Annotated in this window: 14 protein-coding genes; 8 read left to right on the top strand and 6 right to left on the bottom strand. The window is 62.8% G+C overall.

Annotated features, from left to right (window positions below; translation table 11 throughout):
- Positions 1 to 7 precede the first annotated feature (7 nt).
- Both J6525_RS04490 and J6525_RS04485 read left to right on the top strand, forming a co-directional pair.
- Positions 8 to 1285: a PQQ-dependent sugar dehydrogenase gene (locus J6525_RS04490; protein WP_225642370.1), complete on the top strand. Its 1278-nt coding sequence runs from the start codon at positions 8 to 10 to the stop codon at positions 1283 to 1285.
- A gap of 194 nt (positions 1286 to 1479) precedes the next feature.
- Positions 1480 to 2061 (top strand): c-type cytochrome, encoded by a 582-nt coding sequence (locus J6525_RS04485; RefSeq protein WP_092081280.1) that lies wholly within the window; start codon positions 1480 to 1482, stop codon positions 2059 to 2061.
- 106 nt (positions 2062 to 2167) lie between these two features.
- Here the strand turns inward: J6525_RS04485 and panE are convergent, their stop codons facing one another.
- The 4 genes from panE to J6525_RS04465 all read right to left on the bottom strand — a co-directional run bounded on the left by panE (position 2168) and on the right by J6525_RS04465 (position 6097).
- Positions 2168 to 3088, bottom strand: coding sequence for a 2-dehydropantoate 2-reductase (gene panE / locus J6525_RS04480; protein ID WP_225642368.1), 921 nt, complete (start codon positions 3086 to 3088; stop codon positions 2168 to 2170).
- 116 nt (positions 3089 to 3204) lie between these two features.
- Entirely contained in the window at positions 3205 to 3810 is a 606-nt protein-coding gene (locus J6525_RS04475; protein ID WP_057021342.1) for a 2-hydroxychromene-2-carboxylate isomerase, read from the bottom strand.
- A 110-nt stretch (positions 3811 to 3920) separates the two neighbouring features.
- Entirely contained in the window at positions 3921 to 5270 is a 1350-nt protein-coding gene (locus J6525_RS04470) for an MATE family efflux transporter (RefSeq protein ID WP_376708428.1), read from the bottom strand.
- Between the two features lie 242 nt (positions 5271 to 5512).
- Positions 5513 to 6097, bottom strand: coding sequence for a DUF2239 family protein (locus tag J6525_RS04465; protein ID WP_225642366.1), 585 nt, complete (start codon positions 6095 to 6097; stop codon positions 5513 to 5515).
- A 131-nt stretch (positions 6098 to 6228) separates the two neighbouring features.
- On the opposite strand from J6525_RS04465, the gene J6525_RS04460 reads away from it, so the two are divergent.
- A complete protein-coding gene (locus J6525_RS04460; protein WP_225642364.1) occupies positions 6229 to 6894 on the top strand; it encodes a glutathione S-transferase family protein in 666 nt (221 codons plus the stop codon).
- An 8-nt stretch (positions 6895 to 6902) separates the two neighbouring features.
- Here the strand turns inward: J6525_RS04460 and J6525_RS04455 are convergent, their stop codons facing one another.
- Complete coding sequence (locus tag J6525_RS04455; RefSeq protein ID WP_092081289.1) at positions 6903 to 7331, bottom strand: DUF1330 domain-containing protein; 429 nt, start codon at positions 7329 to 7331, stop codon at positions 6903 to 6905.
- 102 nt (positions 7332 to 7433) lie between these two features.
- On the opposite strand from J6525_RS04455, the gene J6525_RS04450 reads away from it, so the two are divergent.
- Positions 7434 to 7769 carry a GIY-YIG nuclease family protein gene (locus J6525_RS04450; RefSeq protein WP_225642363.1) on the top strand — a complete coding sequence of 112 codons (336 nt, stop codon included), beginning with the start codon at positions 7434 to 7436 and terminating at the stop codon, positions 7767 to 7769.
- A 1-nt stretch (position 7770) separates the two neighbouring features.
- Here J6525_RS04450 and J6525_RS04445 read toward each other — a convergent pair whose 3' ends face one another.
- Positions 7771 to 8646 carry an SDR family oxidoreductase gene (locus J6525_RS04445; protein WP_225642361.1) on the bottom strand — a complete coding sequence of 292 codons (876 nt, stop codon included), beginning with the start codon at positions 8644 to 8646 and terminating at the stop codon, positions 7771 to 7773.
- Between the two features lie 313 nt (positions 8647 to 8959).
- Between J6525_RS04445 and J6525_RS04440 the strand changes: the two genes are divergently transcribed.
- The 4 genes from J6525_RS04440 to J6525_RS04425 all read left to right on the top strand — a co-directional run bounded on the left by J6525_RS04440 (position 8960) and on the right by J6525_RS04425 (position 13707).
- On the top strand, positions 8960 to 10159 hold the full coding sequence (locus tag J6525_RS04440) for a tyrosine-type recombinase/integrase (protein ID WP_225642359.1): 1200 nt from the start codon (positions 8960 to 8962) through the stop codon (positions 10157 to 10159).
- A gap of 150 nt (positions 10160 to 10309) precedes the next feature.
- Positions 10310 to 10558 carry a hypothetical protein gene (locus J6525_RS04435; RefSeq protein WP_225642357.1) on the top strand — a complete coding sequence of 83 codons (249 nt, stop codon included), beginning with the start codon at positions 10310 to 10312 and terminating at the stop codon, positions 10556 to 10558.
- Positions 10559 to 10589: 31 nt separating this feature from the next.
- The gene (locus tag J6525_RS04430) at positions 10590 to 12770 is read left to right on the top strand and encodes an AAA family ATPase (protein ID WP_225642355.1); all 2181 of its coding nucleotides are present in this window, start codon (positions 10590 to 10592) and stop codon (positions 12768 to 12770) included.
- A 250-nt stretch (positions 12771 to 13020) separates the two neighbouring features.
- The gene (locus J6525_RS04425) at positions 13021 to 13707 is read left to right on the top strand and encodes a helix-turn-helix domain-containing protein (RefSeq protein WP_225642353.1); all 687 of its coding nucleotides are present in this window, start codon (positions 13021 to 13023) and stop codon (positions 13705 to 13707) included.
- The last annotated feature ends 138 nt before the right edge of the window (positions 13708 to 13845 follow it).

Genomic DNA, 13845 nt, shown 5'->3' with positions numbered 1-13845 from the left:
TGACGCGATGAAATCCGCTTTCAATCGATCAATACTTGCGTTCGCGGCGATCGCGCTGCTGGCGGGGACGACCTTCGCCAGTGCGCAGCAACAGACAGACAAGAATCGTGCGCTGAAGAAGTACGAATCGGGCACCAAGGAATTCTGGACCCATCCGCCGGATGACTGGTTCCTCGGCGACGAGACCGAAGCGCAGAAGGGCCTTGCCCCGCCGTCCGGTCCGCCGACCGGCGCGTCGGATTCCGAGCTCGCGACGATGATGAAGAAGATCAAGCTGCCGCCGGGCTTCAAGATCGAGGTCTATGCCTCGAACGTGCTCGCGGCGCGGCAGATGGCCTGGGGCGACAAGGGCACGCTGTTCGTCGGCTCGTTCGGGCTCGGCAACGTCTATGCGATCAAGGACAACAACGGCAAGAAAGAGGTCAAGACCATCCTCAAGGGCCTCAACATGCCGACCGGCCTCGCCTTCCGCGACGGCGCGCTCTACGTCATCGCGGTCGACAAGCTGATCAAGTACGACAATGCCGAAGCCAATCTCGACAATCTCGGCAGCGGCAAGGTGGTGTATGACGACATGCCGTCCTACGCGGCGCATGGCTGGAAATACATCGCCGTCGACAAGGAAGGCTGGTTCTACATTCCGTTCGGACCGCCCTTCAACATCGGCATTCCGCCGACCTCGGTGTCGCAGATCCGCCGCGTCGATCCGAAGACCGGCAACGCGGAAATCTGGGCGCTCGGCGTGCGCAACTCGGTCGGCGGCGACGTCGATCCGCGCACCGGCAAGTACTGGTTCACCGAGAATGCCCGCGACTGGATCAGCGACGATCTGCCGAGCGACAAGCTCAACATGATCTCGAAGATCGGCGAGCACTTCGGCTATCCCTACTGCCACCAGGGCAACCTGCCGGACACCAAGTTCGCGATGGGTCACAAGTGCTCGGAGTTCACCCCGCCGGTCTACAATCTCGGTGCGCACGTCGCGCCGCTCGGCATGAAGTTCTATACCGGCAGCCAATTCCCGGCCGAGTACAAGAACAGCATCCTGATCGCCGAGCACGGCTCCTGGAACCGGCATAAGTACCAGGGCGGCCGCATCGTGAAGATCACCGCGAGCCCTGACGGCAAGAACGCAAAGCAGGAGATCTTCGCCGACGGCTGGATCCAGGGTGACCAGGGGTATCTCGGCCGTCCCGCCGACATCCTGCTCGACAAGGATGGCTCGATCCTCGTCGCCGACGACTGGGCCGGTGCGATCTATCGCATCAGCTACAGCAAGAAGTAACGGTTGAAACAATGCGGGGCTGCGGTGGCCGATCAGGCACCCGCAGCCCCGTTTACGTGGTTCGGCAAGCCCAACGACGGAACAGATTCGTCATGCCCGGACTTGATCCGGGCATCCATCCAAACAAAAACCCTTCTGCAAGCCAGATGGATTGCCGGGCCAGGCCCGGCAATGACCCGTGGAGAAAACTGGCAATGCGTGTTGCGTTCTTTGCAATCCTGTTCGCGGCGGTGATCGCAGTTGCGTCGTCCGCCAACGCCGCCGATGTCGCCGCCGGCAAGGCGAAGGCCGAACTCTGCGCCGCTTGTCACGGCGACAACGGCATCTCGCAGACCGAGAACATTCCCTCGCTCGCCGGCCAGCTCGACCAGTACGTTCAATGGCAGCTGGTGTTCTTCCGCGCCGGCGCGCGCAAGAACGAGCAGATGCAGCCGATCGTCGAGCAGCTCAACAACGACGACATCCGAAATCTCGGTGCCTATTTCGCGTCGCTGACGCCGTTCAAGGGCGGCAAGGACGACAATCCGGACTTGTCCGAAAAGGGCAAGCAGGCCGCCGCCGGCCGCCGCTGCGCCTCATGCCATGGCGATACGTTTGCCGGTACCAAGGCGGTGGCCCGCATCGCCGGCCAGCGCGAGGAATATCTCGTCAAGGCGCTGCACGATTACAAGTCGGGCCAGCGCTCCGGCGGCGCCCAGGCCGCGATGGCCGATGTTGCCTATCCGCTGAGCGACGAAGAGATCACCGCGCTCGCGCATTATCTGGCGCATTTGTAGGTACGAAAAATGTGCGTAGCCCGGATGGAGCGCAGCGCAATCCGGGGCGCTCTATCTGCCGCGAGATGATTCCCGGATTTCGCTCCGCTCCATCCGGGCTACAAGATCACCCAGCCCGCTGCTTCTCATACGCCTTGAGATGCGTGTAGGCTGCGCGCAGCTTCGGCACCGGGATCTTGGCGGCGTCGGCGCGCACGATCAGGTCGCCGATCACGTGATCGGCCTCGACCGGCAGCCCCGCCTTGATGTCGCGGAACATCGATGCGGTCATCGGCGAGCCCTCGGTGGTCAGGAGCCCGCGGGTGCGCTGGAAGAACGGGCCGCCCGGGCCATGGCCGGCGTCGGCGGCGATCGCGCTGCATTCGTCGAGGATGCCGAGCAGGAAATCCTTGCCGCCGGGCGCGGCCAGGATGTTGCCGACCGAGGTCCGCATCAGGCTGGTGGAGGCGGCAAGCGAGGCCAGGAACACCCACTTCTCCCACATATCCTGCATCACATGCTCGCTGGCGTTGGCGCCGTTGATCGCCGAGAAAGTTTCAGCGATCGCGCGCACCCGGTCCGACAGGCCGCCGGCGCGCTCGCCGAAGCCGAGCGACTGCATCGGCTGCAGCTGCACCACCTCGCGCTTCTCGTTCAGCGTCGCCGCGATCGCGCACAGACCGCCGAGCACCTGCTGAGCGCCGAACGTCTTGTCGAGCGCATCGAGATGCAGCATGCCGTTGAGCAGCGGGATGATCGCGGTCTTGTTGCCGACGGCGGGCGCAAACGACTTGATCGCATCCTCGAGATCGAACGCCTTGCAGCTCAACAGCACGACGTCGAACTTGTCCGACAGCTTGTCGGCCTGCACGGTCGGCGGGTTGTTCAGCGTGACATCGCCGTTCGGGCTCTTGATCACGAGCCCGGCGGAGGCGAGCTCGGAAGCGCGGCGAGGGCGCACCAGGAAGGTGACGTCGCGGCCGGCCTGAAGCATCCGGCCACCGAAATAACCGCCGATCGCACCGGCGCCGACCACGAGAACGCGCATGGGAATTTGTCCTTCTTTGTTGTTCGCTGCCCGCGGGCGAATAGCGAATAGGGAGTGGCGAATAGATAAGGATGCTGTTCGACTATTCGCTACTCGCTATTGGCCATTCGCTCATCTCACTTTCCCGATACCATTTCCTCGACTTCGCGCAGCTGCTCCTTGCCGAAGAAGATCTCGTTGCCGACGAAAAAGGTCGGCGAGCCGAACGCGCCGCGCTCGACGGCGGATGAGGTATATTCGATCAGCTTGGCCTTCACGTCCGCGTCCTGTGCGCGGGCGAACAGTTTCGCGGCGTCAAGGCCGGAGGAGGCGATGGCTTTGCCGGCGACCTCAGGATCGTCCATCTTCTTGGGCTCGACCCACATGTGGTGGAAGGCGGCCTCGATATACTTCTCGAACACGCCCTCAAACTGGGCGGCGACCGCGGCGCGCATCAGGTTCAGCGTATTGACCGGGAAAAACGGGTTCCAGGTGTAAGGCTTGACGTTGAAGCGCTTGAGAAAGCGTTCGGTCTCGATCTTCTGAAACTCCGGCTTGTTCCTGACGCCCGCCAGTGTCTCGGCCGGCGACTTGTTGTTGGTAGCCTTGAAGATGCCGCCGAGCAGGATCGGGACGTATTCGAACTTGACGCCGGTGCGTTTTTCGATCGCCGGGATCGCCTCATGGCTGAGGAAAGCGTTGGGGCTGCCGAAATCGAACAGGAATTGCGGATTTTGGCTCACGGCGGTCTCTCCCTCGGCCTGTCTCGTTTGGGCTTGTTTAGCATGGACCTGCTGTCACAGGCGCCATCAGTAGAATATGATAGTCATCATGTGAGCCGCGGCGCGCGATGTCAAATCAGCCGCTTGATGGTCTGCTTGCGCCATACCAGGGCGTAATAGGCCATCTGCAGCACGAACATGGTTGCGAAGGTGACGGGATAGGCGATCCAGATGCCGCTGACGCCGATGGAGCGGCTGAGCAGGATCGCGGCCGGCACCTCGACCACCGCGATCGCCAGCGTCGAGAGCAACAGCGGCATCCACACCGTGCCGCCGGCGCGCATCGCGCCCGAAAACACCGTCGCCATGCCGAACAGCACCATGCTCCACAGCACGATGTACAGAAGCTGCTGCGCCAGCCCGAGCACGGCATTGTCGACGATGAAGAAGCCCATCAGCGGCCGCGCGAAGAGATAGCCGAGCACGACCAGCCCGCCGGTCAGCGCGAGATTCATCTCGATCCCGGTCCGGACGATGGCGCCGACCCGGGCGGAATCGCCGCGGCCGATCGCCTGCGCGCCGAAGATCGACACCGATATCGCGATCGAGATCGCCGGAAACTGCACATAGCCGATCACCTGGTTGACCGCGCCATAGGCCGCGGTGGCGTCCGAGCCGAAACCGTTGACGAGGCCGAGCAGCACCAGCTCGGCGAGCGAGACCACCACCATGCCGATCGCGGTCGGAATGCCGAGCCGCAGCACGATGCGCAGCAGCGCACCGTTCGGCCGCATCGCGCGCAGAAACGCGGTGTCGAAGGCCAGCGCATGGCGGTGCCGCAGCATATGGACATGCAGCCACAGCAGCGTGACCACGCCCGAGACTGCGGAGGCGATGGCAGCGCTGGCGACGCCGAGCATCGGCAGGCCGAGCCAGCCGCGGATCAGCGCCGGCGTCACCACCAGGCCGATGGCGGTCGAGACGGTCAGCGCGACCAGCGGCGTCACGGTGTCGCCGACGCCGCGCATCATCGCGGTCAGCAGCAGGAATGCGAAGGTGATGGGCATCGTGATCATCATGATTCGCGCATAAGCCACCGCGGCGTCGAGGACGTCGGATGGCGTCGCGAGCGCGATCAAGAGCGGGCGGGCGAACAGGCCGCCGAAAACCGCGATCGCCAGCGCGAGCAGCAGCGTCACGGTCATGGTGGTGCCGGCGACGGCTTTCACCCGGTCGGGCTCGCCGGCGCCCCAGGCCTGGCCGATCATGACCGAGGCGCCGGCGCTGAGGCCGATCACGAAGGAAATGAAGAAGAACATCACCGGAAAGAACACCGAGACGGCGGCGAGCGCGTCGACGCCGATCATCTGGCCGAGATAGACGCCGTTGATGGTGCCGAACAGCGACTGCAGCACGTTGCTGAGCAGCATCGGCGCGAGGAAGGCGAGGAAGGCTTTGCGCAGGGAGGGAGGGTTGGACACGTTCAACTTCCAAAAATTGACCAGGCACCTGGCTGGTACGTCCTAGATCAGGCGGCACACTCGCTGCACCTCTCCCGCTTGCGGGGGAGGTCGGATCGCATCGACAGATGCGATCCGGGTGGGGGCTCTCTCCACCGGAAAGAATCTCTGCGTGGCAAAACCCCCACCCCAGCCCTCCCCCGCAAGCGGGAGAGGGGGCGCAGCTCGCTCGCGGTTGCCCGTCGACATTAGTTCATCGGGCGTCAATCCGCTTGATCGCTATAGGCGAGCCGGATCGCGTGATCGCGGATATCGGCCGGCCAGTCCGCGATCAGCGTCGCAAAGCGACGCCGGTCGTGGGCGAACAGCGCGCGGATCGCATCTTCATAGTTCGACCGGTTGCCGGCCATCACAGTCATGAAGCGATAGGCGGCATCCTGCGCGCTGCGCGTGCGATCCTTGTCGCCGCTTGAGCGCCGCGCCTCGTCGACCAGCCTGCGGATCGCAACCGACGCGCCGCCCTTCTGCTGCGCGAGCCAGTCCCAATGCCGTGGCAACAGCGTGATCTCGCGCGCGACGACGCCAAGCTTCGGACGTCCCGGGCCGCGCGGCGCGGTCGGCGCCGGCTCCTCGTCGCGCGCAGGCGCGGGCTGCGGCAGCCGCGCCAGCACGTCGTCGACCGAGCCGCGGAAATCGATATCGACCAGCGCCGAGGTGCGGCCGTTGAACACCAGGATCGCGGCGTCCTTGCGTTGGTCGAGGTGTTGCTTGGCAGCGCGCGCAACCTCCGGGAGGTCGCCGGCCCCGATGCGGTGCTCGCCTTCGAAGGCGACATAGGCAGGATTCATGGTAGACCTCTCAGATTGCGCGACATACTGCCCGGATAATTCTTGGCAATCGCGGCGCGTGGATCTCGACTTTCTCGGTTCCCGCTGGCACCAAACGCCGCCCGATTGCGCTGATCTTTCAGAGGACGCCCATGCTGACGGTTCATCACCTCAACAATTCCCGCTCGCAGCGCGTGCTGTGGCTGCTCGAGGAATTGGGTGTGCCCTACAAGATCGTGCGCTACCAGCGGCAGCCCGACATGCGGGCGCCGAAGGAACTGCGCGCGATCCATCCGCTCGGCAAGTCGCCCGTCGTCACCGACAACGGTCACACGATCGCGGAATCCGGCGCGATCCTCGAATACATCATCGCGACCTACGGCAATGGCCGCCTGATCCCGCAGGCCGATACGCCGGAGCGGCTGCGCTACACCTATTGGCTGCACTACGCCGAGGGTTCGGCGATGACGCCGCTGCTGCTGAAGCTGCTGTTCACGCTGATGCCGAAGCGCGCGCCGGCGCTGCTGCGGCCCTTGGTGCGCAAGGTGTCCAACACGGCGCTGTCCACGCTGGTCAATCCGCAGCTCAAGCAGCACATGGCCTATTGGGAAGGCGAGCTCGGCAAGAGCGAATGGTTCGCCGGCAGCGAGTTTTCCGGCGCCGACATCCAGATGAGCTTTCCGCTCGAGGCCGCCGCGGCGCGTGGCGGGCTCGAGGACGGCCATCCCAAGTGCGTCGCGTTCCTCGAGCGCATCCACGCCCGCCCGGCCTATGCGCGGGCGCTGGAGAAGGGCGGGCCGTACCAGGTCGGCCGGTAAATTCGCGCTCATCGCGGCAGCTCGACCAGCGGCAGCAGCCGCGAATCCGCCAGCGCCGCGGTGCGATGTCCGATGCCTGCGAGGTAGGCCTCCGCCACCGCGAAGGCGAGAAACGCGCCACGGCTCTTCTGCCGGATCAGCATCGCGCGGTCCCAGCGCTCGCCCTCCGGCCCGATCAGGAACGGGCCCCCTTCACCCATGAACAGGATGTCGCCGCCGCTCTTCCGCAGATGCGGCAGCGTGTGCGCGACGTAGCGGTCGTAGGCCTCCGCCCCCGCGATCGGCTGTGGCGGGGCGAGCTCCGGGCTTTGCGAATAGTCGGCGATCGCGCGGAAGCGCAGCAAATTGAGCATCACCAGCTCGCCCGCGATCTCGCGCTGGGCAAAGTCGCGGCCGGCGTTCCAAGTCGGCTCGAGATAGCAGGCGGCGGTGTCCATGTCGGTGTCCCATCGAAGGTTGATAGCACTTTTTACCCGGGCATAATTGCTTTGTCAATAATACCCGGATATAAATAACCCGACGGAACGACAGGAGTCACCATGAAGACCGAGGACCGGAAGCAAGCCATCGCCGACTACAAGAAACGCGCTGCTGTCGCCGGCGTGTTCGCGATCCGCTGCCGCGCGACCGGCGAGGTCTGGGTCGGGCAGGCGCTCGACCTCGACAAGATCGAGAACCGCATCTGGTTCACGCTGCGGATGGGCAGCCATCGCAACGCGGAGCTGCAGCGCGCCTGGACGGCCCACGGCGCGGACAATCTCTCACTCGAAACGCTGGAGCGGATCGAGGACGAGGAGCTCGCCTATGTGCGCGATACGCTGCTGAAGGAGCGCGTGCAGCATTGGCGCGCGGCGCTGAATGCGTTCGCGGTGTAGCCTAGTGTGACGGCAGCGGCTGCACGGTGACGCCGGGCGGCGGCACGTCGTCGTCGGGCACGAAGAAGTCCGACATCAGCGGCACCGAGGGATCGACGCGGTAGCGCTCGAAGTCGCGGACGCCATTGGCATAGAGCACCTTGTCGTCGATGCAGAAATGCCCGGTGAATTCGCGCGACGGCCGGGTGATGATCGCGTAGGCCGCATCGCCCATGATCTCGGGCGTGCGGCTCGCGCGCATCATGTCGTCGCCGCCGAGCAGGTTGCCGACCGCGGCGGTCGCGATCGTGGTGCGCGGCCACAGCGCGTTGACGGCAATGCCGGCCGATTTCAATTCGCCCGCGAGCCCGAGCACGCACATGCTCATGCCGAATTTCGCCATCGTATAGGCGGTCGAGTGCTCGAACCATTTCGTCTTCATGTCGAGCGGCGGCGACAGCATCAGGATGTGCGGGTTCTCCGCCTTCTTCAGGTGCGGGATGCAGTATTTCGACACCATGAAGGTGCCGCGGGTGTTAATTCCCATCATCAGGTCGAACCGCTTCATGTCGGTCGCCTGCGAATTGGTCAGGCTGATGGCGCTGGCATTGTTGACGCAGACGTCGATGCCGCCGAATTCGGCGACGGTCTGCTCGATCGCCGCCAGCACCTGGGCCTCGTCCCTGATGTCGCAGAGCACCGGCAGCGCCTTGCCGCCGGCGGCGCGGACCTCGTCGGCGGCGGTGTAGATCGTGCCCTTCAGCTTCGGGTGCGGCTCGGCGGTCTTCGCCGCGATCGCGACATTGGCGCCGTCACGCGCGGCGCGCAGCGCGATCGCCAGCCCGATGCCGCGGCTCGCGCCCGAGATGAACAGCGTCTTGGCTTTGAGCGACGTCATGGCAGGGACCTCCAGTTAGGGACGCACCATGTCAGGCTCCCTCTCCCCCTGTGGGAGAGGGTTGGGGGTGAGGGGTATCTCTCCGCACGGCATACTGCATGGAAAGACCGCAACCCCCCACCCGGATCGCATCTTCGATGCAATCCGGCCTCTCCCACAAGGGGAGAATACGTAGGTGTGCATGGACCCGCATGGCGTCCAGCAGACCGTCTAACCGATTGTATTTGCTAATAAACATGCCACTCAACTAAACTGCTCTTCATGAGTCTCTACTCCCATATTCGGGACACTTCGTGGGACACTGAGGAGAGCCATGGCCCGCCGTACACGTTCTGTCCCGCTCGAAAACCGCACCAACCGTCTGAAGCTCGCCCCGCGCAAGAAGCCGTACACTGCGTTGATCGCGCCGGGCATCTTCCTTGCGTATCGCCGCAATGCTGGCGCTGGCACATGGTCAGTGAAGTGCAGCGGCTGGCTCAAACGGTTCTCGCTTGCCGATGATCACGAGGATGCCAACGGCACCAGCGTGATGACGTATTGGCAGGCGCTGGAACACGCGAAGAAGCTGGCGCGTGCCGGTGAAGGCAATACCGAACAGCCGGTCAGCGTCGCGGAGGCGCTGGACGCCTATGAGACCGATCTGGAGACCCGCGACGGCAGCAAGTACAACGCGACCGGCGTCCGCCGTCACTTGGGCGCGCTGGCGAATAAGGCTGTTGCTTTGCTCACGGATCGCGAGCTGCGCGACTGGCGCGCTGGCCTCATCAAGCATGGCCTGAAGCGTTCCAGCGCCGACCGCATCGCTCGCTCACTGAAGGCGGCACTGACACTGGCAGCAAGCAACGACAAACGCATCACTAATGCAGCCGCATGGAAGATCGGCTTGAAGAAGCTGCCCGACAGCGAGACCGCCCGCAATGTCATCTTGCAGGATCAAACCGTTGCCGCTCTGGTGCGCGGCTCCTACGACGTAGATCATAGCTTCGGTGTTCTGATCGACACTCTCGCCGAGACAGGCGCGCGTGAAAGCCAAGTGCTGCGGTTGCTCGTCGATGATCTGCAAGACAGCAATGCCGTCGCAGCTAGGCTCATGATGCCAAGCAGCCGCAAGGGCAAGAGCCGCAAGATTGAACAACGTCCGCTGCCGATCTCGTCGCGCTTGGCAAAGTTGCTGCGGCAGCAGGCCATAGGCAAGGTCCCGCATGATCGGCTGATTGACCGCATCCCGAAGTTGGCAGGCCGTTTTCATCCTCTTGCCAAGAAGCTCGGTCTGGGCCCAGAGGTGACGCCATACGCGCTTCGGCATTCGTCGATTGCCCGGCAATTGCTGAAAGGTGTACCGACGCGCGTCGTCGCCGCGCACCATGATACGTCCGTCGCGATGATCGAGAAAAACTATTCGCGGTACATCATTGGCGATCTGAGCGAGCATATCACGCGCGAGGCGATGATCGACCTTGGAGACGCGCGTCAGCTGATCGACGCGATCTCATCTCAACGGTTGGCGTCATGACGAACATCAACCATTGCGGGGCATTTTCGGTCGCGATGTTGGTAACTTGGTGTTTGTAATTCAAATAGGTGTTGGTAACCATCTTCACAAACCTGTCCACAATGATGCCAGCTAGCTCCGATGTACCGACATGGACACGGAGAAAAGAGAATGGCACCGCCCGACGATCCCAACCGTAAGCCGACCCAACCCAAAGCGCAGATCGATGCCGACGCCTACAGCGTTGACGAGTTCTGCGCACGCCATCGTATCAGCCCGCAGCTCTTCTATAAGCTGAAACCGCAGGGCTTGATGCCCGTGACGTTCAATGTGGGCGCTCGCGTGTTGATCTCGCGCGAGGCAGCGGCTGCGTGGCGTCGTGCGCGTGAGCAGGCGTCGCTGGCGGACATCGCCCCGTAACCGCCACGCATCACTCATTGGGAATAGCAAGATGTACGGTTCTTCTTTGGCCGTGAAGGTGGGCGTGCCTGCCGCGGACCCGGAGATCGCGCCCGACGAGGGCACGATCTCCGACCACCTGTACGCATTGTTTGCGCCTGACTTTGCTCATCGGTTTCCTGACGCCTGGATCGAGATTGCCTACGGCCGTCCGGAGGACGGCTTGAACAAGGCGCGCACGTTCTCGGCATTCGACTTGAAAAATGCCGCCAAATTTGCGGCCGAGACGAACCGGGGCGGTCATAACGTCTACGTCGGCGCAGCGTTGCGCCATGGCGAGAAGCCGAAGTCAGGACGTGCAAGCGATGAGCATTTCAAGGCAACGCGCTACTCGTGGTGTGAATATGACAACGCAGGCGACCAGGAGCGCATCGCAGCGATCCTGAAGGCTGAGGAACTGCAACCGGCGCTAATGGTGGTGACCGGCACCGCGCCGCACCAGCGCGCCCATCTCTACTTCATGAACGCCGAGCCGATCATCAGCGGTGACGAGCTTAAGGCGACCAATTCTGCGCTGAAAGATCTGTTGGGCAGCGACGACGTGACAAATCCGTCGCGCGTGCTGCGCCTTGCTGGAACGATCAATTACCCCAAAGCCAGCAAACGCGCGAAAGGATACATTGCGGAGACGACGACGTTGCATGTGAAGCGCGATGCGCCTTCCTATTCGGTGGCGACGTTGTGCACGCTGCATCCCGCCGGTGGCCGTGCGAAGGAACCGGTGACCGACATTGACCCTTTCGCGGACCACGCGGGTGATTTTGAGCTTGAAGCTGACCCGGAGCTAATCGCAGCCGCGCTGGAGTTCATCCCGAACAACGATGAGGATTGGGGCGATTGGAACCGCGTCGGCATGGCCGCATGGCGCGCCACCAATGGTCACGCTATCGCGTTTGCAGCCTTCGACAAGTGGTCGCGCAAGTCCGGCAAGTACGATGCGCGAGATACGTGGCGCAAGTGGAAGGTTCTCTCCAAGAGCCCGCCGAAGCGCATCGGCGCGGGCACGATCTTCAAGATGGCGGCCCAGCATGGCTGGGTCCGACCGCGCACCCGCTCGCCCGACGAGGCCACTGTTGAAGCTGCCGTCACCGAGCCGAAATCGGAAGTGAAGCGCAACACCGCGGCGCTCCCCCTCTCCTATTTCGGTGATCGCGGCAGCAAGACCAAGAAGCGTCCGATCTTGAAGGGTTTCATCAATAAGGGGGAAATTTCGGCCCTGATCGCCCCGCCCAAGCGCGCCAAATCGGCACTGATGACCGAGATCGCGATCCACTGCGCGGCTGGCCAGGATTGGCGTGGGCATGCCGCTAACGAAGCCTGTGGCGTTGTGATCTTTGCGCTTGAGCGCGCCGATCTCTATGGCCGGCGACTGAACGCGTACGAGCGTCGCGACGGCTACAAGGACCTGCCCATTGCTTTCGCGGGCAAGGTGATCGATCTCCTCAATCCGCAGTGCGTTGATATCATGGTCGCCACGGTGCGTGATGCCGAGCAGCGCCTTGCGCGCTCCGTCGGCCTTATTGTGATCGATACCCACTCGAAAGGCGTCGCGGCCGGTGGCGGCGACGAAAATCTAGCCAAGGACCAGAACCGTGTCGCCGCCAACCTGCGTCGCGTGCAGGAACGGATTGACGTGCATATCACCTGTGTCGGCCACACTGGCAAGGATCCCACGAAGGGCGCGCGCGGTAGCAATGCCCACTTGGGCGATGTTGATCTCATGATCCAGATCACCGGCGATGACGCGACCAAGACGGCCAAGGTAACCGATGCCAACGATCAGCCCGAGCGCGTGATCGCCCAGTTCCTTCTGGAAGCGGCCGAAACCGGTAACGTTGACGATGATGGCGAAGTCGAGACTGTGGCGATCATCGCGAAACAGGAGGTATCCGGCCCCGAAACGGGCGAGACCAAACTGTCGGACAAGCACCGTGCTGCGCTGAATGAGCTGTTCAACTGTATCAACGATGGTGAGACCGCGCCGCGCCCTAACAACGTGCATGTCCCGGCGGTGAATGGTGTCACTCGCGCAACCTGGCGTAAGCGGCTCGCGGCTCGCGGGATCATCAACTCGGAAGGCAATCCGCACCAAGAGTTTCAGCGCATCTGCGTAAAGCTGCAAGGACTCAGCAAAATCTCGATCTGGGAAGATTTTGTGTGGCCGGTGTTCTAGTTGGTGGCGCCACTTCCCCGATCTCACAATCTCACAGACCCTCACAACGTCTCACATCGGGGAGCTGTGAGATCGCCTGATCTGGTCTCACAATCTCACTCACATCCGCCTCTCTATAGAGAGGCGGTGGAGTGTGAGACCAAGGGGAATTGCAGAAACAATGTGATCCGCGCACCCGGTCATTTCGGATCAGGCTAGGTCCTCGAACAATGTAGCGTGGTCCCCACAAATCAATCATTGGAGAATGAAAATGGCAATCGCAAGTATCATCGCGTTAAAGCAGGTCGTCTCGCGGCATGAGTGCGCGCCGCTCGATGACGTCGTGAAGGCGATCAACATCAAGCTGCGTCTGGCGGACCAGAACCAGAATGAAGCGAAGATCCATCGCGCTGAAGCTGGTGACATGCTGACTGCGCTGCGCCTGCGCGTCGAGAACGACGGGCGGGAATGGTGGAGGTTCGCGAAAGATCACTTCGACCGCACGCGTAAGGAGCTGGAACAGCTCATGCGTCACGTGCCGAAGAGTGCTGTCGCCAAGGCAGCAATTGAAATCAATCCTGCGATGTCCGACCGCGCGATTGCGGAAACGGTCGGCGTTAGCAAGGACACGATCCGCCGTGCGCGTGACCAACTGGCGCAAGATGAGCCAGTTGAAAAACGCGTCGGCAAGGATGGCAAGGCGCGAAAGATGCCCGAGCAGCTGGCGATAGCTTCGCGGTCTATGGCCGAGCCGTCGAAGATCGATCCGAAGGAGATTGAGCAAGCTGGTGCCTTCCATATCGAGCTGATGCAGTACACCGAGAATTATTGCACGCGAGTGATGTCGTGGCGCGCGACAAACGAGATCGACGATGAGGATCACGACTGCGTTGTGCGCGCGCTAGAAATGGCGGCAATGCGGCTTCAGCGAGCGGCCCAAGACCTCGGCGGTCACTGATCAAATCACGAAAAGAGAAGAGACATCGTTAATGACGGCACAAATCGCTAAGAGCCTTGCGGCAATTGGTCGGGTCCTTGGGAAGGGCCCCGCCAATGCGGGTTGCGCTCGCGCGCTCTATCCAGCTAGCGATGACTA

It is taken from the genome of Bradyrhizobium australafricanum (genome assembly GCF_020329495.1).
Taxonomy (GTDB): Bacteria; Pseudomonadota; Alphaproteobacteria; order Rhizobiales; family Xanthobacteraceae; genus Bradyrhizobium; species Bradyrhizobium australafricanum.
Note: the sequence above shows the minus strand (reverse complement) of the source record. Positions and strands in the feature narration are given on the sequence as shown.

Coding starts and splice junctions, on each gene's coding strand:
- J6525_RS04490 (WP_225642370.1), top strand. CDS start 8: ATGAAATCCGCTTTCAATCGATCAATACTTGCGTTCGCGGCGATCGCG.
- J6525_RS04485 (WP_092081280.1), top strand. CDS start 1,480: ATGCGTGTTGCGTTCTTTGCAATCCTGTTCGCGGCGGTGATCGCAGTT.
- panE (WP_225642368.1), bottom strand. CDS start 3,088: ATGCGCGTTCTCGTGGTCGGCGCCGGTGCGATCGGCGGTTATTTCGGT.
- J6525_RS04465 (WP_225642366.1), bottom strand. CDS start 6,097: ATGAATCCTGCCTATGTCGCCTTCGAAGGCGAGCACCGCATCGGGGCC.
- J6525_RS04460 (WP_225642364.1), top strand. CDS start 6,229: ATGCTGACGGTTCATCACCTCAACAATTCCCGCTCGCAGCGCGTGCTG.
- J6525_RS04455 (WP_092081289.1), bottom strand. CDS start 7,331: ATGGACACCGCCGCCTGCTATCTCGAGCCGACTTGGAACGCCGGCCGC.
- J6525_RS04450 (WP_225642363.1), top strand. CDS start 7,434: ATGAAGACCGAGGACCGGAAGCAAGCCATCGCCGACTACAAGAAACGC.
- J6525_RS04445 (WP_225642361.1), bottom strand. CDS start 8,646: ATGACGTCGCTCAAAGCCAAGACGCTGTTCATCTCGGGCGCGAGCCGC.
- J6525_RS04440 (WP_225642359.1), top strand. CDS start 8,960: ATGGCCCGCCGTACACGTTCTGTCCCGCTCGAAAACCGCACCAACCGT.
- J6525_RS04435 (WP_225642357.1), top strand. CDS start 10,310: ATGGCACCGCCCGACGATCCCAACCGTAAGCCGACCCAACCCAAAGCG.
- J6525_RS04430 (WP_225642355.1), top strand. CDS start 10,590: ATGTACGGTTCTTCTTTGGCCGTGAAGGTGGGCGTGCCTGCCGCGGAC.
- J6525_RS04425 (WP_225642353.1), top strand. CDS start 13,021: ATGGCAATCGCAAGTATCATCGCGTTAAAGCAGGTCGTCTCGCGGCAT.